At 69.1% G+C, this 22,499-nt stretch carries 20 protein-coding genes; 11 read left to right on the top strand and 9 right to left on the bottom strand.

Annotated elements, in window-relative coordinates; genetic code table 11:
- Positions 1–164: 164 nt before the first annotated feature.
- From ACO2Q1_RS11980 to ACO2Q1_RS11970, 3 genes are read left to right on the top strand one after another with little or no spacing between them, the layout of a single operon-like run.
- Positions 165–1,337, top strand: a complete 1,173-nt coding sequence (locus tag ACO2Q1_RS11980) for an ABC transporter permease (protein WP_423329697.1) — start codon at positions 165–167, stop codon at positions 1,335–1,337.
- Positions 1,334–2,092 carry an ABC transporter ATP-binding protein gene (locus ACO2Q1_RS11975; RefSeq protein WP_423329696.1) on the top strand — a complete coding sequence of 253 codons (759 nt, stop codon included), beginning with the start codon at positions 1,334–1,336 and terminating at the stop codon, positions 2,090–2,092. Before ACO2Q1_RS11980 ends, ACO2Q1_RS11975 begins: the two co-directional genes overlap by 4 nt.
- A 22-nt stretch (positions 2,093–2,114) precedes the next feature.
- Entirely contained in the window at positions 2,115–3,131 is a 1,017-nt protein-coding gene (locus tag ACO2Q1_RS11970; protein ID WP_423329695.1) for an HlyD family secretion protein, read from the top strand.
- Between the two features lie 16 nt (positions 3,132–3,147).
- On the opposite strand, the gene ACO2Q1_RS11965 is transcribed toward ACO2Q1_RS11970, so the two are convergent.
- Both ACO2Q1_RS11965 and ACO2Q1_RS11960 read right to left on the bottom strand, forming a co-directional pair.
- The gene (locus ACO2Q1_RS11965) at positions 3,148–4,455 is read right to left on the bottom strand and encodes a PQQ-dependent sugar dehydrogenase (protein WP_423329694.1); all 1,308 of its coding nucleotides are present in this window, start codon (positions 4,453–4,455) and stop codon (positions 3,148–3,150) included.
- Positions 4,456–4,467: 12 nt separating this feature from the next.
- Positions 4,468–5,052 carry a lipocalin family protein gene (locus tag ACO2Q1_RS11960; RefSeq protein ID WP_423329693.1) on the bottom strand — a complete coding sequence of 195 codons (585 nt, stop codon included), beginning with the start codon at positions 5,050–5,052 and terminating at the stop codon, positions 4,468–4,470.
- A 111-nt stretch (positions 5,053–5,163) separates the two neighbouring features.
- On the opposite strand from ACO2Q1_RS11960, the gene ACO2Q1_RS11955 reads away from it, so the two are divergent.
- The 4 genes from ACO2Q1_RS11955 (at position 5,164) to ACO2Q1_RS11940 (ending at position 8,744) form a co-directional block, all read left to right on the top strand.
- Positions 5,164–5,469, top strand: a complete 306-nt coding sequence (locus ACO2Q1_RS11955) for a DUF2218 domain-containing protein (protein ID WP_423329692.1) — start codon at positions 5,164–5,166, stop codon at positions 5,467–5,469.
- Positions 5,470–5,575: 106 nt separating this feature from the next.
- A complete protein-coding gene (locus ACO2Q1_RS11950) occupies positions 5,576–6,511 on the top strand; it encodes an ABC transporter ATP-binding protein (RefSeq protein ID WP_423329691.1) in 936 nt (311 codons plus the stop codon).
- Positions 6,511–7,278: an ABC transporter permease gene (locus ACO2Q1_RS11945; protein WP_423329690.1), complete on the top strand. Its 768-nt coding sequence runs from the start codon at positions 6,511–6,513 to the stop codon at positions 7,276–7,278. The genes ACO2Q1_RS11950 and ACO2Q1_RS11945 overlap by 1 nt, the downstream gene beginning before the upstream one ends.
- An 86-nt stretch (positions 7,279–7,364) precedes the next feature.
- Positions 7,365–8,744: a hypothetical protein gene (locus ACO2Q1_RS11940; RefSeq protein ID WP_423329689.1), complete on the top strand. Its 1,380-nt coding sequence runs from the start codon at positions 7,365–7,367 to the stop codon at positions 8,742–8,744.
- A 54-nt stretch (positions 8,745–8,798) separates the two neighbouring features.
- Here the strand turns inward: ACO2Q1_RS11940 and ACO2Q1_RS11935 are convergent, their stop codons facing one another.
- The 5 genes from ACO2Q1_RS11935 to ACO2Q1_RS11915 all read right to left on the bottom strand — a co-directional run bounded on the left by ACO2Q1_RS11935 (position 8,799) and on the right by ACO2Q1_RS11915 (position 14,888).
- The gene (locus tag ACO2Q1_RS11935) at positions 8,799–9,806 is read right to left on the bottom strand and encodes a fumarylacetoacetate hydrolase family protein (protein WP_423329688.1); all 1,008 of its coding nucleotides are present in this window, start codon (positions 9,804–9,806) and stop codon (positions 8,799–8,801) included.
- Between the two features lie 48 nt (positions 9,807–9,854).
- The gene (locus tag ACO2Q1_RS11930) at positions 9,855–10,640 is read right to left on the bottom strand and encodes a hypothetical protein (RefSeq protein WP_423329687.1); all 786 of its coding nucleotides are present in this window, start codon (positions 10,638–10,640) and stop codon (positions 9,855–9,857) included.
- A gap of 144 nt (positions 10,641–10,784) precedes the next feature.
- Entirely contained in the window at positions 10,785–11,048 is a 264-nt protein-coding gene (locus ACO2Q1_RS11925) for a hypothetical protein (RefSeq protein WP_423329686.1), read from the bottom strand.
- Complete coding sequence (locus tag ACO2Q1_RS11920; RefSeq protein WP_423329685.1) at positions 11,045–12,247, bottom strand: isoaspartyl peptidase/L-asparaginase family protein; 1,203 nt, start codon at positions 12,245–12,247, stop codon at positions 11,045–11,047. Before ACO2Q1_RS11920 ends, ACO2Q1_RS11925 begins: the two co-directional genes overlap by 4 nt.
- Before the next feature lie 1,120 nt (positions 12,248–13,367).
- Positions 13,368–14,888 carry an aldehyde dehydrogenase family protein gene (locus tag ACO2Q1_RS11915; protein WP_423329684.1) on the bottom strand — a complete coding sequence of 507 codons (1,521 nt, stop codon included), beginning with the start codon at positions 14,886–14,888 and terminating at the stop codon, positions 13,368–13,370.
- A 157-nt stretch (positions 14,889–15,045) separates the two neighbouring features.
- Here ACO2Q1_RS11915 and ACO2Q1_RS11910 point away from each other — a divergent pair, with 157 nt between their 5' ends.
- The gene (locus ACO2Q1_RS11910; protein WP_423329683.1) at positions 15,046–15,663 is read left to right on the top strand and encodes a hypothetical protein; all 618 of its coding nucleotides are present in this window, start codon (positions 15,046–15,048) and stop codon (positions 15,661–15,663) included.
- Between the two features lie 83 nt (positions 15,664–15,746).
- Positions 15,747–18,167 carry a PAS domain-containing sensor histidine kinase gene (locus tag ACO2Q1_RS11905; protein ID WP_423329682.1) on the top strand — a complete coding sequence of 807 codons (2,421 nt, stop codon included), beginning with the start codon at positions 15,747–15,749 and terminating at the stop codon, positions 18,165–18,167.
- 66 nt (positions 18,168–18,233) lie between these two features.
- On the opposite strand, the gene ACO2Q1_RS11900 is transcribed toward ACO2Q1_RS11905, so the two are convergent.
- Positions 18,234–18,857, bottom strand: a complete 624-nt coding sequence (locus tag ACO2Q1_RS11900; protein WP_423329681.1) for a hypothetical protein — start codon at positions 18,855–18,857, stop codon at positions 18,234–18,236.
- 152 nt (positions 18,858–19,009) lie between these two features.
- On the bottom strand, positions 19,010–19,486 hold the full coding sequence (locus ACO2Q1_RS11895) for a hypothetical protein (protein ID WP_423329680.1): 477 nt from the start codon (positions 19,484–19,486) through the stop codon (positions 19,010–19,012).
- A 237-nt stretch (positions 19,487–19,723) separates the two neighbouring features.
- On the opposite strand from ACO2Q1_RS11895, the gene ACO2Q1_RS11890 reads away from it, so the two are divergent.
- A complete protein-coding gene (locus ACO2Q1_RS11890; protein ID WP_423329679.1) occupies positions 19,724–21,523 on the top strand; it encodes a long-chain-acyl-CoA synthetase in 1,800 nt (599 codons plus the stop codon).
- 73 nt (positions 21,524–21,596) lie between these two features.
- Positions 21,597–22,463: a flagellar motor stator protein MotA gene (gene motA / locus ACO2Q1_RS11885; protein ID WP_423329678.1), complete on the top strand. Its 867-nt coding sequence runs from the start codon at positions 21,597–21,599 to the stop codon at positions 22,461–22,463.
- Positions 22,464–22,499: the final 36 nt, after the last annotated feature.

The raw sequence follows: 22,499 nt of genomic DNA, 5'->3' as shown, positions 1-22,499 counted from the left end.
GTTATATTGTAGCTACGCCCGTCGAGGGGGCGCTGACAAGGCGGCGTCGTCGCGCCGCGGGGCGGCCGCGTCAAGCGGTCCCGGTCATCGCCTTACCCCGATTTAACTTGGCCCAAACCGACGCCGCCGTCAGATAGCGGCGTATTCGGGGTTGAAACGCATTCATGTCTCTCGCTCTATCCACACTGCTGTTCGAGTGGCGGCGCTACATGGCCGCCGTGATGGCGCTCGCCCTGTCCGGCCTGCTGGTGCTGGCCATGACCGGCGTCTTCATCGGCATCGGCAAGGGCTTCACGGCCATCATCGAGCGCTCCAGCGCCGACGTCATCATCATGCAGCCGGGCGCCACCAGCCTGATGGGAGGTCCGTCGGGCGTGCCGCGCCGGTTCATTCCGCTGGCCTACAACCATCCCCAGGTCGTCGAGGTTCAGCCCCTGGACGGGGCGGGCGGCAGCTTCCAGTCGGTCAAGAACGTGGACCCGACGATGTCCCAGGCGGACCGCGCCAAACAGGGCGCGCCGCGCCAGAGGTTCGTCCAGACCTCGATCATCGACACCACGCCGGGATCGGTGACCATTCCGACGGACTATTCCCAGGAGTTGGTGGACGCCCTGCGCCAGCCCTACACCGTCGCCATCGACGAGACGGCCCTGCCGCAACTGGGCGTGAAACTGGGCGACAAGGCGCTGTACAACGGCCAGACCGTGACCGTGGTCGGCATCCTGCGCGGCTATCCGAACATGATGCAGCCGACCGTGGTGATGAGCCGCGACACCCTGCGGATGGTGGGCCAGGCGGACACCGGCCCTCGTGTCGGACCGCTGATGATCAAGCTGCGGGACCCCGCAGCCGCCCAGACCGTCGCGGCCGAGCTGAACGAGATCGGCAAGGGCCAGTGGAAGGCCTGGACGCGTCAGGAACTCGCTGACGCCAACGCCGGCGCCATGTTCGATGAGGGCATTCTGGTCATCATCATCGGCGGCTGCGTGGTGCTGGGCACCATCATCGGCATCGCCATCACCTGGCAGACGCTGCGCGGCGCCATCATGGCCAACATCAAGGAGTTCGCCTCGCTGCGGGCGCTGGGCGTCGGCATGGGATCGCTGAACCGGATCGTCATGGAGCTAAGCTTCTGGGTCGGGTGCGTGGGCGTCGCCGCCGCCATCCTCCTGACCTGGCTGGTCAGCCTCCTGGCCAAGGCCGGCGCGGTGATCATCGCCCTGCCTTTCATGCTCCTCGTCGTGGTCGGCGGGGGCCTGATCCTGATCGCTGTCATCTCGGGCGCCCTGTCGTTGGGCATCCTCAAGAACAGCCAACCGGCGGACCTGCTGCGATGAACGCCCAACACACCAAGGTTCACGGCAAGCACGGCGACTTCGCGATCGAGGCGACGGGCCTGGTCAAGCGGTTCAAGTCCGGCAAGGGCTTCGTCGAAGTGCTCAAAAGCGTGGATTTCGACGCCCGCCACGGCGACCTGACCATGGTCATGGGGCCATCCGGTTCGGGCAAGTCGACGCTCATCGCGGCCCTTTCCGGCCTGCTGCGCCCCGAGGAGGGGCGGGTCGATGCGCTCGACGTCGATGACCTGTGGAAGCTGTCGCTGAGCCGGATCGACCGGTTCCGCCTGGCCCACTGCGGCTTCATCTTCCAGGGCTTCAACCTGTTCCCGGCCCTCACGGCGCTGCAGCAGGTGACCACCGTCCTGAAGTTCCAGGGTCTGACGTCGGCCCAGGCCAACAAACGGGCCACCGAAGCCCTGACCGAAGTCGGGCTGGCTCACCGCCTGCATCAACGACCCGCCATCCTGTCCGGCGGCGAGAAGCAGCGCGTCGCCATCGCTCGCGCCTTGGCCAAGGACCCCAAGATCCTGTTCGCCGACGAGCCGACCTCGGCCCTGGACGGCGAGAACGGCCAGATCGTCATCCGCCTGCTGCGCCGGGCCGCCACCGAACACGGGGCGGCGGTCATCTGCGTCACCCACGACCCCCGGCTCGAGGAATGGGCCGATCGGGTCATCAAGATCGAAGACGGCGTCATCATTTCTGACGAGCGTCGCACCCCCAATCCCGACGCCAAGCTGGCGTCGCACTGAGATCCGCGAAGGACACGAGAGAATGCCCGGTTTCCTGAAATTGAAGCGTACCTGGATCGCTGTGGCTCTGGTCGTCCTGCTGGGCGTCGGCTTCGTTGTGGTCGGCAAGCAGAACGAGGCCAAGAAGGCCGAAGCTGCCAAGGCGGAGGCGACCAAGGCGGTCACTCCCTACGCCGCCATCGCCAACGGCAAGGTCGATATCGAGGGCGGCATCATCCAGGTCGCGGCCCGCCGCGGCGGGGTCGTGCGCGAGGTTCTGGTGCAGGAGGGCGACCGCGTGGTCGCCGGTCAGATCCTGGCCCGCCAGGAGGACGACGAGGCGCGCCTCGCGGTCCAGACCGCTCGTGCGTCGGTCAATCAGGCCGAGGCGCAACTGGCCCAGATCAACGTCGATATCCGCACCGCCGAGCGCGAACATGAGCGGCTTCAGAAGCTGGTCGCGACCAACTTCGTCGCCGCCCAGCGTGTCGATCAGGCGCGCGACGCCATCGCCGCCGCCCGCGCCCGCCTGGGCTCGCAGCAGGCCGCCGTCCAGACCGCTCGCGCCCAGCTGGCCAGCGCCGAATACAATCAGGAACTGACCGTCATCCGCGCCCCCGCCAACGGTCGTATCGTGCGTCGCTACGCCAACCCCGGCGCCGGCGCCTCGACCCTGAACGTGTCCAACATGTTCGATCTGGAGCCGGACGCGCCCCGTATCGCCCGCGCCGAGATCGTCGAGAGCGACATTCCCAACATCACGCCCGGCCAGAAGGTCGAGATCACTCCCGAGGGCGATCCGTCCAAGGTCTATGTCGGCGAGGTGATGCGCCGCGCGGCGGTGTTCGGCGCCCGCAAGCTGGCCTCCGACGATCCGTCCCAGCGCACCGACGAGCGCGTGGTCGAGGTTGTGGTGTCGGCCGGCGACGCCCCCCTGCTGATCGGTCAGCGGGTGCTGGTCAAGTTCATGAAGCCGGGTGAGGTCGCCGGCGCGCCGCGCACCGTCTCCGCCGGCGTCCCCGCCGATCGCGCGATGCGGGCCCCGGCTAAGGCCGACTGACGCCGTCCGGCCGGCCTCAGCGGTCGGCCGGCGCCACCCTCCAGACCACGTCGCCGACGTCGTCGGCGACCAGCAGGGCGCCACGTCCGTCCGTGATCACGCCGACCGGCCGGCCGCGCGCCCGGCCCTGTTCGTCCAGAAATCCGGTCAGGACGTCCTGCGGCATGCCGACGGGGCGGCCGTCCTGGAAGGCGACGCGGATGACCTTGTAGCCGCTGGGTCGGCTGCGGTTCCATGATCCGTGCTGACCGATGATGGCGGAGCCCCGCCATCCCGGTATCGCTTCCGCCTCGTAAAAGGTCAGACCCAGCGAGGCGGTGTGGGCGCCCAGGGCGTAGTCCGGCTTGATGGCCCTGGCGACCATCTGCGGATTGGCGGGCTTCACGCGTTCATCGACCGTGTCGCCATAGTAGCTCCAGGGCCATCCGTAGAAGCCGCCCGGCTGGACGGAGGTCATATAGTCGGGGACCAGATCGTCACCGATCTCGTCGCGCTCGTTCACCGCGACCCACAGCCGCCCGCTCTGCGCGTTCCAGGCCATGCCGACCGGGTTTCGCAGGCCGGACGCATAGAGGCGGCGCGCGCCGGTGGCCGGATCGATCTCCAGCACGGCGGCGCGATCGACCTCCTCCTCCAGCCCGTTCTCCGCGACATTGGAGTTGGACCCGACGCCGACATACAGCCGCGATCCGTCCGGCGCGGCCACCAGGCTCTTGGTCCAGTGATGGTTGCGGCCGGCCGGCATGTCCGCGACCTTCTGCGGCGTCGCCGAGATGCGGGTCTGGCCGGTCTGGTAGGGGACGGCCACCACGGCGTCGGCGTTGGCGACATAGAGACGATCGCCGACCAGGGCCATGCCGAACGGTGAGTAGAGGCCCGTCAGGAAGGGCGTCTTCATTTCCGCCACCCCGTCGCCGTCGGCGTCGCGCAGCAGGGTCAGTCGGTCGGCGCTCGGCGTCGCGGCTCCGGCCTTCTTCATGAACAGGTCCTGGAAGAAGCCGCGCACGCCGCCGGACTGCCCTTCCGGCTTCGGCGGCGCCGCGCTTTCGGCCACCAGGACGTCGCCGTTCGGCAGGGTGTAGAGCCACCGAGGATGATCCAGATCTCGGGCGAAGGCCTGGACCCGAAGACCGGGCGCCGGGGTGGGTGCAGCATCCGCCTCCCACCCGACCACTTCTGCGACCTTCACCGTCGGCAGCCATCCCTGGCGTGGCGCGACCAGGGTCGGATTCGGCCCGAACGTGGCTTCGGGCGGCAAGGGCGCGGGGCCTCCGCATCCCGCGAGCAGGGCGGAGCAGGCGGCGGTCAGCATCAGGCGGCGCATGGGCGGATCCTTCTAGTCGAGCTTGGCCGCCGTCCCGGCGACGTCCGACGCCGCCAGAGGCTCGGGGAACTCCAGCCTGGAGACGTCATACCCCAGGGCCGTGACCCGGGCCTTCAGACGGTCCAGTTCGGCCTGATCGGGGGCGGTGCGGGTATAGATCCACAGCTTCTCGAACTTCGGGTCCGACGAGATGAACCAGCTGTAGTCGTCGGCGTGATCCAGGATCCAGTATTCCCAGGTGACCAGCCCCCACAGATACCGGGCGCGAAACCGGGTGTTGACGCCGGGGTCGAGAATTTCCGCCGAGGCCGTCAGGGCCTTTTCCTTGCCCCGCGCGCTGTCGGCGCGACAGGTGTCCCGCAGCCTCATCGCCGTCTCGCCGGCCAGTCGGTAGGTGGTCGTGCCCGCCACGCAGCCGTCGGTCAGCCGCATCGGTGTGCGCCCGATCTCCAGCCACAGCCCGTCGTAGAGCCGTGCCGCGTCAACCGAACGTGTCGGAGCCGGCGCCCGATACTCGCGCGGCGAGGGCGCCGTCACACAGGCGCACAGCGCCAGTGCGGACATGATGGCGACGGGCAGGAAGGCGTGGCGCGACATCGTGATCTCCTCAAGCGGTGAACGGAACGCCAGCCGGTTACGCCTGTTCCTCCCAACCGGATGGCGATGACTTCTCTTGCGAAGCGTTCGCAAACGGGCCATCTGCCAGCCATGACCCAAGCCGCTTCCTCCACCTCGCCCTTTCTCGCGCGCGTCGCGACCGATCGCGCCAGCCGCTATCTGCAGCAACTGGCCAAGCACTGGTCCCACAAGTTCGATGTGACGTTCACCCCAACTGAGGCGTCCATTCCCCTGCCGTTCGGCCTGTGCGAGCTCACAGCGGACGAAGCGGGCCTGGACGTACGGCTGACGCCAGAACCCGGCGCCGACGTCGAGCGGTTCAAGACGGTCGTGGCCGACCACCTCCAGCGGTTCGGCCACAGGGAGACCCTGGTCTTCGACTGGCGCGCGGCCTGATCGCGCAGTCCGGATTTCTTTCGGCGCCCGCCTTGAGCATGGTCAAGGTCTCGCCATATTGCGCGGACGCGGGCGAGCGGCTCGACGAGAGAAGAGGCCTGCCGGCATGACCAGAGCCATCGCCATCGAAGGGCTGACCAAGACCTACAAGTCGGGGCATCAGGCCCTGAAACGCGTGGATCTCAGCATCGACAAGGGCGAGATTTTCGCCCTGCTGGGTCCGAACGGCGCCGGGAAGACGACGATGATCTCGATCATCTGCGGCATCGTCACGCCCAGTTCGGGGACCATCCTGGCCGACGGCCACGACATCCTGACCGACTTCCGCGCCGCCCGTCAGAAGATCGGACTGGTGCCCCAGGAACTGACGACCGACGCCTTCGAAAGCGTGTGGGCGACGGTGACCTTCAGCCGGGGCCTCTTCGGCAAGGCGCCGGACCCGGCCTTCATCGAACAACTGCTGCGGGACCTCACCCTTTGGGACAAGAAGGACGCCAAGCTGCGCACCCTGTCCGGCGGCATGAAGCGCCGGGTGATGATCGCCAAGGCCCTGTCGCACGAGCCGGACATCCTGTTCCTGGACGAACCGACCGCGGGCGTGGACGTCGAGCTGCGGCGCGACATGTGGGCCCTGGTCCGGCGCCTGCGCGAGCGCGGCGTGACCATCATCCTGACCACCCACTACATCGAAGAGGCCGAGGAGATGGCTGATCGCGTCGGGGTCATCCTCAAGGGCGAGCTGATCCTCGTCGAGAAGACCGCCACCCTGATGAAGAAGCTCGGCAGGAAGACGCTGACGCTGAACCTGTCGGAACCCCTGTCGGCCGTCCCGGCGGAGCTGGCCGAATGGCCGCTGGAGTTGAAGGGCGACGGCCACGAACTGGAATACAGCTTCGACGCCAACGCCGACGACACCGGCGTCCCGGCCCTGCTGCGGCGACTGGAGGGCCTCGGCGTCGGCTTCAAGGATCTGAACACCCGCCAGAGCTCGCTGGAAGACATCTTCGTCAGCCTGGTCCACCAGGAAGGGGAGGCGGCCTGATGACCCTCAACTATCGCGGCATATGGGCCATCTACCGCTTCGAAATGGCGCGGGCGATGCGCACCCTGTGGCAGAGCCTGGTCACGCCGGTGATCACCACGGCCCTCTATTTCGTCGTCTTCGGATCGGCCATCGGCCACCGCATGACCGAGGTCGACGGCGTCCAGTACGGCGCCTTCATCGTGCCGGGCCTGATCATGCTCAGCCTGTTCACCCAGTCGATCTTCAACGCCTCCTTCGGCATCTACTTCCCCAAGTTCACCGGCACGATCTACGAGATTCTGTCGGCCCCCGTTTCGCCGATGGAGATCGTCATCGCCTATGTCGGGGCGGCGGCGACCAAGTCGGTGGTTCTGGCCCTGGTGATCCTGGGCACGGCGGCCCTCTTCACGCCGCTGCAGATCCTGCATCCGGTGTGGATGTTCCTGTTCCTGATCCTCATCGCCGTGACCTTCAGCCTGTTCGGCTTCGTCATCGGGATATGGGCTGACGGGTTCGAACAGCTTCAGGCCATTCCGATGCTGATCGTCACCCCGCTGACCTTTCTGGGCGGGGCCTTCTATTCGATCGACATGCTGCCCGGCGTCTGGAAGACGATCAGCCTGTTCAATCCGATCGTCTATCTGATTTCGGGCTTCCGCTGGACCTTCTATGGCGCGGGCGACGTCGGGGTGGGGATCAGCCTGCTGGCGACCCTCGGCTTTCTGACGGCCTGCCTGATCGCCGTGGGCTGGATCTTCAAGACCGGCTATCGTCTGAAGAACTGACGGTCACGAAATCGACCCAGCCGCCCGACAGGATCGAACCTTTCCCCTCCGGCGTCGGCTGACGCCTTTGCGAGCTGTGATTTTCCTTGGCGAAGACTCCTTCCGACCCGGCTGATTTCGCGAAACCGGACACGACGCCGAAGCCGCGCCGCCCGCGCGTGGCCAAGGCCGCCTCCACCGAGGCGGCGCCTGAATCCGCGTCCACGCCGAAGCGAACCCCCCGGCCGCGCAAGGTCGTCAGCGAGGTCGCCGAGGCCGGTCCCGCGCCGACCAAGCGCGCGTCGCGCGCCAAGGCGATCGCCGCCGAGACGCCCGTCGTCGAGACCCCCTCCGTCGAGCCCGCTCCGCCATCGGCCGAGGCCCAGCCGTCCGTCGGTCCCGCCGTCGCGTCGGCCCCCGAGCCCCGTCCCGCCGGACGCGCGCCCATCGCCTGGGGCCGTCCGCCGCCCACCATCTTCCGCGCCGGGCCGCTGCCGAGAGTCGGCGGGGCTCTTGGCCCTGTCAGCGCGGGGCGCGGTCCGACGCCCCCTGCGGTTCCATCCGCGCCGCCGCCCGCACGTCCGGCGCCGGCCTTCCAGTCGCCGATCCAGGCCGCCCAGCGGGGCGCCGCTCCCGTCTCGGGCAGCGTGCATCAGGTCGCCGGCTCCGCTGTGACCCAGACCGCTAGCGCGACCCGACCGGGCGTGATCCCCGGCGGCTTCTTCAACAATTCGCTCGTGCCGCAGAAACGGCCCGAAAGCGCGCCGTCCTCGCCCGTCGTCGGCGCGCCGTCGGCCTCGCCGCCTTCGACGTCGGCGGCGGTGGTGCGCCCCGTGCCGAAACCTGCCCCGGCAGTCTCGCCCCCCGGCGCATCTGATGTCTCGATCGCGCCGTCTGCGGCCATCCCCCAGCCCGTCATCGCCGAACCCGCCACCCGCGTTCGTGCGTTGCGTCGGAAATCGCCCGGCCTACTGTGGATCGCCGGCGGCGTCGGCCTGGTCGCGGCCGCCGGGGTTCTGGTCTGGGTGCTGAACCGGCCCCCCCTCCCGAACACGGCGGCGGACGTCGCGCCGGCGGAAACCGTTTCGTCGATGACGGCTTCAGAACCGGCGACGGCCGCCCCGCCCGTCCCGGAGGCGGAACCTCCAGTGGCGACCGGCGCCCCGACGCCCTCGGCGCCGACCGCCGCGACCCCGCCTCGCCCCGCCGCAGCCGCCCCGTCGCCGGCTCCGGTCCGGCGAGCTCCGTCATCGTCGACGGCGCCATCGCCCGCGCCCGCGCCCGCGGTCCGCCCGACGACCTTGATCCCAGAGACCCCGGTCCCGGCCACGCCCGCGCCGGACGTCTCGACGGCTCAACCGCCCGCCGAAGCCCCGACCCCGTCTCCGGCCACGTCCCCGCCGCCCACGGCGGCTCGGCCGCAATCCACCGACCCCAACGCCCCGGTCACGACCCGGCCCCAACCGCTGGATCCGGACGGGCGCTGAGCCTTTTGCCGGCGAGACAATCGGCCATCCGAAGCGGAGGCCGATGCGGCGCTGTCAGAGTTTTTCGACCGTCTGTTCGATGGCCCCGAAGATCGAGTGGTGTTTCTCGTCCAGCATCTCGATCCGCACCGTGTCGCCGGTCTTCAGGAAGGGGGTTTCCGCCGCGCCGCGCAGGATCGTCTCGACCGTCCGCACCTCGGCGATGCAGGAATAGCCCAGCCCGCCCTCGGCCACCGGCTTGCCGGGGCCGCCGTCGGCGTCGCGGTTCGAAACGGTGCCTGAACCGATGATCGAGCCGGCGCCCAGCGACCGGGTCTTCGCCAGATGGGCGATCAGCGTCCCGAAGTCGAAGGTCATGTCGACCCCGGCGTCGGCCTTGCCGAAATCCTGCCCGTTCAGCTGGACCGTCAGTTCGCCGTGCAGCTTGCCGTCCTTCCAGCGGTCGCCCAGCGCATCGGGGGTGACGAAGACCGGCGACAGGGCGCTGGCGGGCTTGGACTGGACGAAGCCGAAGCCCTTGGCCAGTTCGCCGGGGATCAGGTTGCGCAGCGACACGTCGTTGACTAGACCGACCAGCCGGATCGCGGCCAGGGCCTCTTCCCGCTTGGCGCCCTGGGACACGTCGCCGGTGACGACGACGATCTCGGCCTCCAGATCACAGCCCCAGGCCTCGTCGGCCAGCGGAATGGGGTCGCGCGGCCCGAGGAAGCTGTCTGAGCCGCCCTGGTACATCAGCGGATCGGTCCAGAAGCTGGCCGGCATTTCGGCGCCGCGCGCCCGGCGCACCAGTTCGACATGGTTCACATAGGCGGAGCCGTCGGCCCATTGATAGGCGCGGGGCAGGGGGGCGGCGGCCTCGCGCTCGTGGAAGCGTCCGCGGGGCACGGCCTCGTGCTCCAGGCTTTCGGCCAGGGCGCGCAGGCGGGGCTCGCACCGCTCCCAATCGTCCAGCGCCGCCTGCAGCGTCGGGGCGATCAGAAAGGCGTCGGTGAACCAGTGAAGGTCGTCCGAGACGACCACGAGGCGGCCGTCGCGGCCGTGCTTGAGCGAGGCGAGTTTCATCCCGACAGGTCTAGACCGGTTTGGCGAACTGGCAAGGGCGGTCGGGCGTCAGCGGTCCCAGACGCGCTTGCCGTCGCTTCCGGCGGGGGTGGCGGCGGCGATCAGGCCGGTGCGCCGCTCCAGGGCGCGACGGGCGGCGCGAAGCTCGGCGATCCGGCGCCCGGACTGGCTCCAGTAGTCGTGGAAGGCGCGAACGGCCTTGCTCAGGGCCTCGATCTGCTCCGGACCCGACAGCTTGCCGTGCGCCCCCCCGTGGCCATGGCCGCCGCCGTGGTCGCCATGATGCCCGGCGACCGACACCGGCGCGCCGACGAAGACCTGATTGACGGTGGCCGGGGCGTGGCCGCTCTCGGGCTTCGCCCCATGATCTCCGCCGTGGCCATGACCATGACCGTGGTCGCCATGATCGTCATGGTCGTGACCGTGTGAAGGGGCGGAACGGGACGCCAGCGCCGCCGCCAGGGCCTCGACCGGGCCGGTCAGGCCCGAACCGAGAGCCAGCACCGGCCCCAGACGGTCGTCGAGAACCGTCTTCAAGGCCTCGGCCCTGGCGACCAGTTCATGGCTGCGGGCGCCCAGGGCCGCGTCGGCCGCCTTCAGCACCGAGGCGTGCAGGTCCGCCGCCGTCCGGTCGGCTTCCGCCTCGCGCCGGCGCCGACCGACGAACCAGCCGGCGGCGAAGCCCAGGGCGGCCATCGCGAGCACGATCAGCACCAGCCACAGCCCGGCGCCGGCCTCGAAACCGGGGGTCAGGGGCTCGATCCCGCCCGGCGGTTCCGGCGCAAAACCGGCGGCCTCCGGCGGCGAATAGAAGTCTCTCGGATAGGCGGTCATGGGCGGCCCCCGCGCGACGACGGACGGCGCATGATGGCGGTCCCGGCCGCCTTGGCAATAATGAATCCGAACGCGGTTCCTCGAATCCGTCCGGGCGTGGCCCGAAACGGACGGTCGTAGCGTCGTCAGGTCAGGGCGACGGGCCTATCGGGGCGGGGCCAGGATCGCGCGGGCCTCGGCGCCGGTGCGGGCCGCGGCGTCACGGACCTCGACCTCCACCACCACGGCCCCGGCGGGCTCGACCGCCCACAGATAGCGACGCTCCACCTCGACCGTCCGGCCCGAGGGCGCGAAGCCTTCAAAACTGTCGCCCCACGGCGTGACGGCCTTGATCTCCGGCCAGGTCAGGGCGATGGCCGAGGCCAGCTCCTCCTCGGCCATGGCGGTGAGTTCGTCGGGGGCGCTCACAGGCCGGGCTCGTCGGCGTAGATGGCGACACGGGGTTCGGGTTGGTCCGAGGAAACCGCTCCACGATACATGCCGGAAGTCGACATGGCGAAGGCGGGGCGTCCGTCGAGGGCCATAACGATCACGCCGCCCGTGCCGCCGAGATTTGCTGCATCGGCGATCTCGGCTTCAGCGGCCGTGGCCTGAGGAGATCGCGGGCGAACCTGGCAGATCGGATGGGGCTCGGCGCAGATTTCCCTCTCCGCCTCGCGCACTTGCTCAGGCGTGGGAGCGACATATGCCGCCATCCGCGCGCAGATGTCGCGCGCCACGGTCGCGCGGATGAAATACTCGCCGTCGCCGGTGGCGGACACCGCGCAGCCGTCGGCGTTGGAGGCGTAGGTGCCGGCGCCGATCACCGGCACGTCGCCGACCCGGCCCCACTGTTTGGCGCTCATGCCGCCGGTCGAGGTGGCGGCGGCGAGCCGGCCCTGACTGTCCAGGGCGACGGCGCCCACCGTGCCGAATTTCTTCTCGTTCAGGGGCGGGGCGGACGGGTCATGATCCGCCATCGGAACGACGGGCGGGGGAGGGGCGCCCTCGGGCCGGTCGGGGACGGGCAGGCCTCTCTGTCTCAGGCCCGCGACCAGTCCCTGCCAGCGTCGCTCGGTGAAGAAGAAGGCGGGCGCAACCTGCTCCAGCCCCTGCTCGGCCGCAAAGGTCTCGGCGCCCTGGCCGATCAGGAAGACGTGGGGCGACTTCTCCATCACGGCGCGGGCGGCGGCGATGGGGTGGCGGGTGGTGGTCAGGCCGGCCACGGCGCCGGCGGCGCGATGGCTCCCGTCCATGACGGCGGCGTCCAGTTCGTTGCGCCCGGCGGCGGTGAAGACCGCCCCGCGCCCGGCGTTGAACAGCGGATCGTCCTCCATGATCTCCACGGCCGCCTGCACCGCGTCCAGCGCCGAGCCGCCTCCGGCCAGCACCGCCGATCCGGCCTCCAGCGCCTTCTCCAGCGCCTGGCGATAGGCGGCGTCCTGGGCCGGGGTCATGCGGTCGCGCTCGATCGTCCCGGCGCCGCCATGAATGGCCAAGGACCAGCGCGTGGCGGTCTGCGCGGGCGACTCTGCGGCAGCGAAGGCCTGCGGTGAGAGGCCGAGAACCACGAGGCCGGACGCGGCGGTCAGGGCGCGACGGAGGCGGGCGTAGCGACTGGATGTCATGAGATTCCCTTCGTTCACACCCGCCTGACCGATCGGGCTGCGGGACGACGCGCGCTGAGTATAGACCCGTTTGAGCGCGGCGGGAGCGCCGCACCGTCGCTTTCATCCCGCCGCCGCCCCCGGACTCGATCATGCCCAACCGGGAAAGGGTCGCACCCCCTCCCTTCTCCCGGTTGGGTGGAGGCGGATCGCATGCGATCCGCTGACGGGTGGCCCGCAGGGGCGGATGAGGGGACGGTCCCGACGTCGGCGTCAGCCGTCGCACCGTCCGTGACACGGCTCACGCCGACTGCACCGTCCGTCCCCTCACCCTTGAGCGCCAGGACGACGGCTGCGCCGCCGTGCGCTCAATCCCTCTCCCAACCGGGAGAGGGAGACGTGTCGGAACAGGGGTTCCTTCCATCACACTTCAACGCCCGGATTCGCTGATTTCCCTCACCTTTCCCCGAAACATGCAGCCCTCTTCCGGGCGCAGGTGAAATCTCCGCCATAATACCCCTGCTTCACCGCACGGGAGGGCCGTCGGCCGGCGACCTGCGGGCGGTGGAGGCGAGACAGCGGGGGCGGGGTCTGGTGACCTCGCCGCCTCGACCGCGGAGGGGAACCTTTTCGGAGCCGAGGCTGGGTCGGAGTTGAAATCCCGACCGTTCCGGGGATCGGCCGCGCCGGCCGACCCGCCCGCCGGGGGGCTATTCGACGCCGGCGCCAATCAGCGCCCCCCCGTCGCTCCTCCCGTCCAGGCCTCGCGCGGAGCGACATCAGGCGAAATCGGGCGGGGCCTCGGCCCCGTCTCAGATTTCGCCCGACATCGGACCTTCGTCGAAAACGGTACTTCTATCCCCACAGACCGGGCGAGGCCCGGCGCTCCGCCCCTCCCGCACCCTTCAGGCCCCCGCCGTGAAGCCGACCACGCTTGTCTTCTCCTCCCCCGCATGGGGGAGGGGGACCGCATATCCTCCCCATCACAGATGGGGAGGGGGACTGCCGAAGGCGGTGGAGGGGTCCGATCGCGCAGCGATCGGCGGGCGGTGGAGGGGGCAAATCTCCCCGCCCGGAAAAGGATCGCACGCGATCCGACGACCGGACCGCGAATCGGAGGAGCGCCCGGACGCGCCTTGCCCTAAACCTCGAACCGGACCCCCTGGGCCAGCGGCAGGTCGCGGGAGAAGTTCACCGTCTGGGTCTGGCGGCGCATATAGGCCTTCCAGGCGTCGGAACCGGATTCGCGGCCGCCGCCGGTCTCCTTCTCCCCGCCGAAGGCGCCGCCGATTTCGGCGCCCGAGGGGCCGATGTTGACGTTGGCGATGCCGCAGTCCGAGCCCCAGGCCGACAGGAACTGCTCCGCCTGACGCACGCTGTCGGTGAAGACGCAGGAGCTCAGCCCCTGGGGCGCCGCGTTCTGCATCTCGACCGCCTGGTCGAAGTCGCGCCAGGTCAGGACGTAGAGGAGGGGGGCGAAGGTCTCGGTCATGACGGCCTCGGTCTGGGCCGGCATGCGGACGATGGCGGGCTTCACATAGACCCCCTCGGCCTTCAGGTCGGCGCGACCGCCGCCGACCACGACCTCTCCGCCCTGCGCGACGGCCTGTTCCAGGGCGCGATCGAAGGCCGTACCGGCCGCCGCGTCGATCAGCGGCCCGACCAGAACGCCCGCGTCGCGCGGGTCGCCGATCGGCAGGGTCGCATAGGCCGTCGCCAATCGCCCGATCAGCGCCTCGGCCACATCCTCGTGCACCAGCAGGCGGCGCAGGGTGGTGCAGCGTTGCCCCGCCGTGCCGACGGCGGAGAAGGCGATGGCCCTGACCGCCATGTCCAGGTCGGCCGAGGGCGTCACGATCATGGCGTTGTTGCCGCCCAGCTCCAGCAGGCTGCGTCCCAGCCGCCCGGCCACGACGGTCGACACCTCACGTCCCATCCGGGTGGAGCCTGTGGCCGAGACCAGGGGTATGCGCGGGTCGGTGGCCAGGGCCTCCCCGACCTCGCGCCCGCCGATCAGCAGCTGGGCCAGGCCGTCGGGGGCGTCGGGGCCGAACCGGGCGGCGGCGCGGTCGAAAACCGCCTGGACGCCCAGCGCCGTCAGGGGCGTCTTCTCCGAGGGCTTCCAGATCACCGGATCGCCGCAGATCAGGGCCAGGGCGGCGTTCCAGGCCCAGACGGCGACCGGGAAGTTGAAGGCGGTGATGACGGCGACCGGCCCAAGGGGTTGCCAGGCCTCGCGCATGTGGTGGCCGGGACGTTCCGACGGCAGGGTCAGGCCGCCGATCTGGCGCGACAGGCCCACGGCGAAGTCGCAGATGTCGATCATCTCCTGCACCTCGCCCAGACCTTCGGAGACGATCTTGCCGGCCTCCAGCGTCACCAGCCGGGCCAGGTCGTCCTTGGCGGCGCGCAACTCCTCGCCCAGCAGGCGGACCAGCTCGCCGCGGCGCGGAGCCGGCAGCCTGCGCCACGCCGAAAAGGCGGCCGCCGCTCTCCGGGCCGCCGTGTCTGCGGCCTCACGACCGACCTCGGCCACCGTTCCCGCCGAGGTTCCGTCGATCGGCGAACGGGCGATCAGGCCCGCGCCGTCCGTCCAGGCCGAGGCCGGAACTCCCAGCCGGTCCAGCACCGTCCTCGCCTCGTTCGCCGCCGTCGTCATCATCTGTCTCCCGATCTCCAGCCTCGCCATAGAGGCCCGCTCGCGGCGCCGCCAGTGGGCGCGCCGAGGTCCGGCGTGGTGAAGGCCGCATTCACCGTGTCCGGACACCGGGTTCTAACCCTGCCGTGGCATTAAGCTCGTCCGCTGAAGAGGAGCCGCCATGGCGCGCGCGCAGTTCCAGAAGGGACAGAAGGTCTGGGTCGAGAGCGTCGGCGCCTGGACCCAGGTCGAGAAGATCAACGCCGTCTGGGCCAAGGGCTTCGACGAACCGGTCAAGGTCACCTACGATGTCGGCCTGGGCCGAGACTTCACGGCGGGCGAGCTGATGTGTGCGGCGGAGGACGCCTCGGCCTCCAACATGGGCCAGTGGCGACTGCTGCGCGCCCGCAACAAGTGGCAGGCCGCCGAGGACGCGCCGCATCACCCCATTCCCGGCACCTATCCGGTCGTCGTCACCGACACCGCCGACTGGGGCGGCTGGCGCGTGCCCGGCGCGGAGTATGACCGCAGCCCCGAGCGGATTGAGTTCCAGGCCCGGCTGATCGCCGCAGCGCCCGAGCTGATGACCCTGGTGCAGCGCCTGACCGAAATCGCCGAGGCGGAGCCAGATGCGCTGTCGCATGACCTGGCCGACCTCGCCGCGCGCGGCCGCGAGACGGTGCGCGCGGTCACCGAGGTGCTGGTCACCCCGCCCGACGAATCCGCCGTCGCCCGCCGGGCGCGCGAGAAGACCCGGCGCGAGGGTGTGGCGAAGGGGACTCGGTCCGCCGCCGCCTGAAATCCGTCACGGTCGGACTCTCGACAGGATTCCGCGACGCAGCCTAGATTCACCCTGAATTGACGAATCGTCGGGAGGGCGACTTGCGGAGCAGTGAGCGCCGCAGTCAGGGCAAGGGCCGACGGGCGTCCGATGCGGGGCCGTCGCGGCGTTCGCTCGGTCTGCGTCTGGGCCTTTTATGCGTCGTCCTGGGCGTCGCCGCCTATGTGCTGCTGGTCGCCCGGCAGCAGGCGCGGCCGGCCCGCGACGTCGCCGCCGCCCAGACCACTGCCCTGAGCCGTGACGCCCAGTGGCTCGCCGCCTCTCTGGACAGCCGCATCGCCCTGGCGAGGGCCGGACTGGACGCCGCCGCCACGGCCCTGACCCGCGCGCCCGATCGGCCGCTGGACGCCCTTGAGACCGCCCGACGCACGGCGCCAGGCCTCGCCGCCGCAGTGCGTGACCCCGAAGGCGCCGTCGTCGCCGCCTCCGGCGCTGCGGCCGACGCCTTCGGCGTGTCGGGGGACGATGCGGACCTGCGCGCGCAGGGCGACGCGGTGATCCTGACGCGTCTCGTCGGCGACCGCCGTCTCGAGGCGCGCCTCCCGATCGCGCCGGTCGCCGGGCTGACGTCCGGCGTCTTCGTTTCCAGCGCCGCAGGGCGGGCCGGCGACGCCGCCGCGCCGGGCCTGTCGCACGACGTCCTCGCCGCCGCGACCGAAGCGCCGGGTCAGGTCAGAACGGTGACGCCGACCCAGGGCGGCGACGCGGTTCAGGTCTCGGTCGCATCGGTTGCGGACGGGGGGCTGGTCGCCGTCGCCTGGCGGCCCACGCCGACGCGCGGAGCCGGGCTTCTGTCCGACCTCTGGGTCCTGGCCATTCCAGCGGGACTTGCGCTGCTGGTCATCGCCCTCATCGGCGCCCAGCAGTGGCGTCAGTCGCGCGCCCGCCGCAACTGGGCCGAAACGGAGCATCGCTTTCAGGTGGCGGTGGAGGCGGCGCGTTGCGGCGTGTGGGAATGGGACCTCGAGGCCGAAGAGGTCACCCTGTCCGACTATATGGCGGCCCTTCTCGGCTTGCCCCAGGGCGGCGTCGTCCCCGCCGAGACGGTCCTGGGCCGCATCCATCCTCGCTATCGCGAGGCCTTCGAGCACGCCCTGCGCCAGTCCGCCGCCTTCGGGGTGTTCGAGAACGTCTTTCCGGTCGCCTCGCCCGAAGGCGGCGCGCGTTGGATCGACGCGCGCGGCCGGGCGCGAGGCGCCCGCGACGAGCATGGCTACGCCCAGCTGATGGGCGTCGCCCTGGACATCACCGAGGCCCGTCGCGCCAAGGCCCAGGCCCAGTCAGCCGAAAGCCGGCTGCGTGACGGCATCGAAAGCGTGTCGGACGCCTTCGCCCTGTTCGACAAGGGCGGGCGGCTGATCCTGTCGAACCAGGCCTTCGCAGACGCCTTCGGCCTGGGGCCGGAGGCCGTGCGGCGTGGAGCGGCCAAGGACGAGCTCAACCGCATCGCCGCCCTGGCCATCCGGGCGGATCATCCCTCCGCCACCGCCGGGGTTCGGGAGCTGGAGCTGAACGACGGCCGCTGGCTGATGATTTCCGAGCGGTTCACCTCGGACGGCGGTACGGTGGTAACTGCCGCCGACATGACCCTGATCAAGCGTCAGGAGGCCCAGACCCGCCAGGCCGCCGACACCCTGCGCGCCATGGTGGCCAAGCTGGAGACCAGCCAGGCCGAGCTCAGCCTGCTGGCCCGGAAGTACGAAGTGGCCATGACCCGCGCCGAGGCGGCCAACCAGGCGAAATCAGAGTTCCTGGCCAATATGAGCCATGAACTGCGCACCCCGCTGAACGCCATCAACGGCTTCTCGGAGATCATGGCCGGAGAGATGTTCGGCCCGGTCGGCGACCCGCGCTACAAGGGGTACGCTCAGGACATTCTGAAGTCGGGCCAGCATCTGCTGAGCCTCATCAACGACATCCTCGACATGGCCAAGATCGAGGCCGGCAAGATGACGCTGCACTACGAAAAGGTGTCGCTGAAGGAGGTCTGCACCGACGCGGCGCGGCTGATGCGCGGCAAGGCCGACGAGGCGGGATTGAGCCTGGTGGTCGACGCCGCCGAGCTGGAGGATGTGGACGCCGACCATCGCGGCCTGAAGCAGGTGATGCTGAACCTGATCTCCAACGCCGTGAAGTTCACCCCTGAAGGGGGCGCGATCACGGTCGGGGTGGCGGCCGAGGGCGACGGTCTGCAGAAGATCTGGGTCTCAGACACCGGGATCGGCATCGCCGAAAAAGATCTCGACCGACTGGCCAGGCCCTTCGAACAGATCGAGGGCCAGCATTCCAAGACGACCCAGGGAACCGGGCTGGGGCTGGCCCTGACCAAATCCCTGATCGAACTCCATCATGGCGTGATGAACATCGAAAGCGAACCCGGCCAGGGCACGACGGTCAGCTTCGTCGTCCCGGTGCGTCGCCCGGACACGCCGGTCGATATTGAGACGGCCGCAGCGGCCTGACGCCGAACGCGAAGACGCCGTCCCGATCGTCGCGATCGAGACGGCGTCTGTTCAGATCAATCTGAATCAGCCCTGGGGCGGAGTCAGAGGCCGCGTGGCGATCGCGGGCGCCGAAGTCAAAGGGGGCGTGACCGTAGCCCTCGAAGCCGGCGCGGTGTTCAGCGCCTGGGTGCTGGGGTTAGGGGTGTAAGGCCTCGGACCTGTCGGCTCGACCGCCTCAGAAGCTGGCGTGCTGGCGGCGGTTCGCGGCGTCTGAGACGAAGCCTGTCGACGCGAAGCTGGCGCCGACGCCGTGCGAGCCACCGGAGGCGTTGCGACCGGCGCAGGCGCGGGCTCGGCGATGACCACCGGCGCTCCGGCCGACGCCTCAAGCGCCGAGGGAGAGGGAGAGGTCAGAGTCGGTTCGACAGCGGCAGGCGCCGGGACGGGAGCCGGTTCGGCCAGCGGCGCGGCAGGTTCCTCACCGGGATTGAACAGCATCACCGCGGCTCCGCCCAGCAGCACCAGACCGCCGATCGGCGCCAGGATCATCCAGCTGCGCATCTTCTTCTGCGGGCGCGCGGTGCGTCGCAGATAGCTGGGCACGATCGGCTCTTCGACCTCCGGCGTGCGCGCAACGCCCGCAGCCATCAAAGGACGAGACTCGCGTCCAAGGTTCGAAGCGGTATTGTCAGTATAGGTCATGGACATGGCGTTCCTCCTGAACATTCGGGAAAAGAACTGCGATCGCCCATTCAGGTTCCGCGAGGGGTCAATGGCCGCCAAGAAACACCAAGTCCGCCACAATCTAGCGAGCTTGACCTTGAAGTCGTCAAAAAGTCATCGCTGTGTCGCTTGTGGTCTCAGAAGCTGGACACTTCCGAGACGCCCAGCACCGCCTTCTTGATTTCGCCGCTGGAGTAGGTGCCGACCCAGATCTCATAACGGCCGGCGACGGGCGAGAGCTCGACCGACGGATTGGAGTCCTCGCCGGAATCGTCATCGCAATACCAGCTTCCGTCCGGCCCGTTCACGATCAGGGTCGTGTCGGCGTTGGAGATGGCCGATATCTTGATCGTCAGCCCGCTCTGGCTTTCGCCTTCCCAGAACAGTCGCACATCGGGCGCGGCGCTGACATAGCCCTGACAATCCTCGAACTTGGACGCCGCATCGACGTCGCCGCCGGCCATCAGGCTCAGCATGCCGGGATCCGGATCAAAGCCCGGCGACAGGTGAAACTCGCCGTAGGTCGGATCGGCGTCGAAATCCTGGGCCAGACCCGGAGCCGACAGGCCCAGACCCGTCAGGGCCAGAATTGCGGCGGTAAGAGCGTTTCGCATGATCATCCCCTCAGGCCGTATCCATCCCCTGCCGGCCGCCGGCATTAGACGCGCGGCGCGGATCGTTCGCAAGCCGACCGAACCTGATCACTCTGCAGTTGACGTGACGGCGCCGGGGCATGGAGGCCACGGCCGGGGCCGGAAACGACACCGCCTCCTCTGCTCCGGTTGACCCCGACGGCGCCGGTCGCCATCAACGAAGGCGCAGCCGCATCACGCAAGGGAGCGATACCGGTCATGGGCCTCGTAGCGAATATCCGTCGCGATCTTCGCTTCCTCGGCAGCCTGCGGCGTCTCCTCGACCGCATCAAGCCGATCACCGCCGATAGCGATGTCCTGCTGTGTGACGACTTCGAGGAAGCGGTCGATCGGTTCGGCGACAATATCGCCGTCGAGGACGAACATCGCCGGCTGACCTATCGCGAACTCGACGCCCTGGCCAACCGCTACGCCCACTGGGCGCGCAGCCGCAATTTGCGGCGCTCCGACGTGGTTGGCCTGCTGATGTGCAATCGGGCCGACTATCTCGCCGCCTGGATGGGCTTCTCCAAGGTCGGGGTGCCCACCGCCCTGATCAACACCAATCTGACCGGCGCCGCCCTGGCTCACTGCCTGAACATCGTCAATGTCGCCCAGGTGGTCACCGACGAGGATTGCTGGCGCCAGGCCGAGGACGCCCGCCCGTTTGCCCAACGCACCCTGATGTTGTGGGTTCTCGGGCTGAAGCCCACGGAGGAGACCAGCGAGCGCCGCAACCTGGACAACGCCGTGCGCAGCGGATCGTCCGTGCGGCCGCCGAAATCCGCCCGCGCTGGCCTGACCAACCGCGACACCTGCATCTACATCTACACGTCCGGCACCACCGGCCTGCCCAAGGCGGCACGGGTCCACCACATGCGCGCACGGACCTATATGCGGGCGTTCGCCGGCTGCACCCGGTCGACTCCTGAGGATCGGATCTATGACTGCCTGCCGCTGTACCATTCGACCGGCGGCCTGGTGGGCGTCGGCGCCGCCCTGCTGAACGGCGCCCGCCTGATCGTGCGCAAACGGTTTTCCGCCTCGACCTTCGCGCGCGACGTGCGCGACAGCGGCGCGACCATGTTCGTCTACATCGGCGAACTGTGCCGATATCTGGTCAATACCCCGCCGACCGAGGACGACGGCAAGAACAAGCTGCGCCTCGCCTTCGGCAACGGCCTGCGCCCCGACGTCTGGCCGGACTTCCAGTCCCGCTACAAGATTCCTCAGATCCTGGAATTTTACGGCTCGACCGAGGGCAACGTCTCCCTGTTCAATTTCGACGGCAAGCAGGGCGCCATCGGGCGAGTGCCGAAGTGGCTCAAGAAGCGGATCAACCTTCGCCTCGTGCGCTTCGACATCGACACCAATGAGCCGATCCGGGGTCCGAACGGCCTTTGTCAGGAATGCGCCCCGGGCGAGATCGGCGAGGCCGTCGGCGTCATCTCCAACGATCCCAAGCATGACTTTTCGGGCTACGCCGACAAGGCGGCGACCGAGAAGAAAGTGCTGACCGACGTCTTTGCGCGCGGCGACCGCTTCTTCCGGACCGGCGACCTGATGCGCCAGGATCGCGAGGGCTATCTCTATTTCATCGACCGGGTCGGCGACACCTTCCGCTGGAAGGCGGAGAACGTGTCGACGTCCGAAGTCGAGCAGCGGCTGACGGACGCGCCGGGCGTGACCGAAGTCATCGCCTATGGGGTGCCGGTGCCCCACGCCGACGGCAAGGCCGGCATGGTCACCCTGGTGGTCGACGGAAAGTTCCAGGCCAAGGCTTTCCACGACTGGGCCGAGGCGCAACTGCCGGCCTATGCGCGGCCCGTCTTCGTGCGGATCGCCAAGACGCTCGAGACCACAGGCACCTTCAAATACCGCAAGGTGGATCTTGTCTCCGAGGGCTTCGATCCGGCCCGGGTCGATGGGCCGCTCTACGTGCGGGGCGGCCGCAACGGCTATCAGAAGCTGACCCCGGCGATCCATGCCCAGATCGAGGCCGGCGACCTGCGGCTTTAGCGCCGCGCGGCAACGCGGCCTTAAGCATTAATGTTCACGGTGCGCCGGTCTCTTTCGCCCGACCGGACCTCCCATGTTCCAGATCATCGGCCTCGTCGTCCTGTTCGCCATGGTGTTCGGCGGCTACACCATCGCCGGCGGCAAGATGGGGGTGATCCTTCACTCCCTGCCCTATGAGATGATGATGATCGGCGGTGCGGCCATCGCCGCAACCCTGATCTCCAACTCGCCCTCCACCCTGAAGGGGCTCATGGCCGGCTTCGGCCGCGTCTTCGCCGGTCCGAAGTGGAAGAAGCAGGATTACAAGGACCTTCTGTCCCTGCTGTTCCAGCTGACCAAGACGATGAAGTCCAAGGGCGTGATCGCCTTGGAAAGCCATATCGAAAAGCCGGGCGAATCCTCGATCTTCCAGAAATACCCGAAGATCATGAAGGACCACTTCGCCACCGACTTTATCTGCGACACCCTGCGGATGATGACGATGAACCTGGAGGATCCTCACCAGATCGAGGACGCCATGGAGAAGCAGCTGGAGAAACACCATCACGAGGCGCTGGATCCCGCCCACGCCCTGCAGAACATGGCCGACGCCCTGCCGGCCCTGGGCATCGTCGCGGCCGTGCTAGGCGTCATCAAGACCATGGCCGCCATCACCGAACCGCCGGAAGTTCTGGGCGGGATGATCGGGGGCGCCCTGGTCGGCACCTTCCTGGGCGTGTTCCTGGCCTATGGCATGGTCGGCCCGCTGGCCGCGCGCCTGACCGGAATCCTCAACGGCGACGCCGCCTTCTACAAGATCATCCAGTCGGTGCTGGTCGCCCACCTGCACGGCAACGCCGCCCAGATTTCGGTCGAGATCGGCCGCGGCGACATTCCTTCGACGGCCCAGCCCTCGTTCAGCGAGATGGAAGAGGCGTTGGCCGCCGCTCCGGCCGAGTGATCCGTCTTACGGAACACGGATCGACGTCGGATCGTT

Source organism: Brevundimonas sp. VNH65, assembly GCF_049445955.1.
Lineage (GTDB): Bacteria > Pseudomonadota > Alphaproteobacteria > Caulobacterales > Caulobacteraceae > Brevundimonas.
The sequence above is the reverse complement of the archived record's forward strand: the minus strand, read 5'-3'. Positions and strand labels throughout refer to the sequence as shown.

Coding starts and splice junctions, on each gene's coding strand:
- ACO2Q1_RS11980 (WP_423329697.1), top strand. CDS start 165: ATGTCTCTCGCTCTATCCACACTGCTGTTCGAGTGGCGGCGCTACATG.
- ACO2Q1_RS11975 (WP_423329696.1), top strand. CDS start 1,334: ATGAACGCCCAACACACCAAGGTTCACGGCAAGCACGGCGACTTCGCG.
- ACO2Q1_RS11970 (WP_423329695.1), top strand. CDS start 2,115: ATGCCCGGTTTCCTGAAATTGAAGCGTACCTGGATCGCTGTGGCTCTG.
- ACO2Q1_RS11965 (WP_423329694.1), bottom strand. CDS start 4,455: ATGCGCCGCCTGATGCTGACCGCCGCCTGCTCCGCCCTGCTCGCGGGA.
- ACO2Q1_RS11960 (WP_423329693.1), bottom strand. CDS start 5,052: ATGTCGCGCCACGCCTTCCTGCCCGTCGCCATCATGTCCGCACTGGCG.
- ACO2Q1_RS11955 (WP_423329692.1), top strand. CDS start 5,164: ATGACCCAAGCCGCTTCCTCCACCTCGCCCTTTCTCGCGCGCGTCGCG.
- ACO2Q1_RS11950 (WP_423329691.1), top strand. CDS start 5,576: ATGACCAGAGCCATCGCCATCGAAGGGCTGACCAAGACCTACAAGTCG.
- ACO2Q1_RS11945 (WP_423329690.1), top strand. CDS start 6,511: ATGACCCTCAACTATCGCGGCATATGGGCCATCTACCGCTTCGAAATG.
- ACO2Q1_RS11935 (WP_423329688.1), bottom strand. CDS start 9,806: ATGAAACTCGCCTCGCTCAAGCACGGCCGCGACGGCCGCCTCGTGGTC.
- ACO2Q1_RS11930 (WP_423329687.1), bottom strand. CDS start 10,640: ATGACCGCCTATCCGAGAGACTTCTATTCGCCGCCGGAGGCCGCCGGT.
- ACO2Q1_RS11920 (WP_423329685.1), bottom strand. CDS start 12,247: ATGACATCCAGTCGCTACGCCCGCCTCCGTCGCGCCCTGACCGCCGCG.
- ACO2Q1_RS11915 (WP_423329684.1), bottom strand. CDS start 14,888: ATGATGACGACGGCGGCGAACGAGGCGAGGACGGTGCTGGACCGGCTG.
- ACO2Q1_RS11910 (WP_423329683.1), top strand. CDS start 15,046: ATGGCGCGCGCGCAGTTCCAGAAGGGACAGAAGGTCTGGGTCGAGAGC.
- ACO2Q1_RS11900 (WP_423329681.1), bottom strand. CDS start 18,857: ATGTCCATGACCTATACTGACAATACCGCTTCGAACCTTGGACGCGAG.
- ACO2Q1_RS11895 (WP_423329680.1), bottom strand. CDS start 19,486: ATGCGAAACGCTCTTACCGCCGCAATTCTGGCCCTGACGGGTCTGGGC.
- ACO2Q1_RS11890 (WP_423329679.1), top strand. CDS start 19,724: ATGGGCCTCGTAGCGAATATCCGTCGCGATCTTCGCTTCCTCGGCAGC.
- motA (WP_423329678.1), top strand. CDS start 21,597: ATGTTCCAGATCATCGGCCTCGTCGTCCTGTTCGCCATGGTGTTCGGC.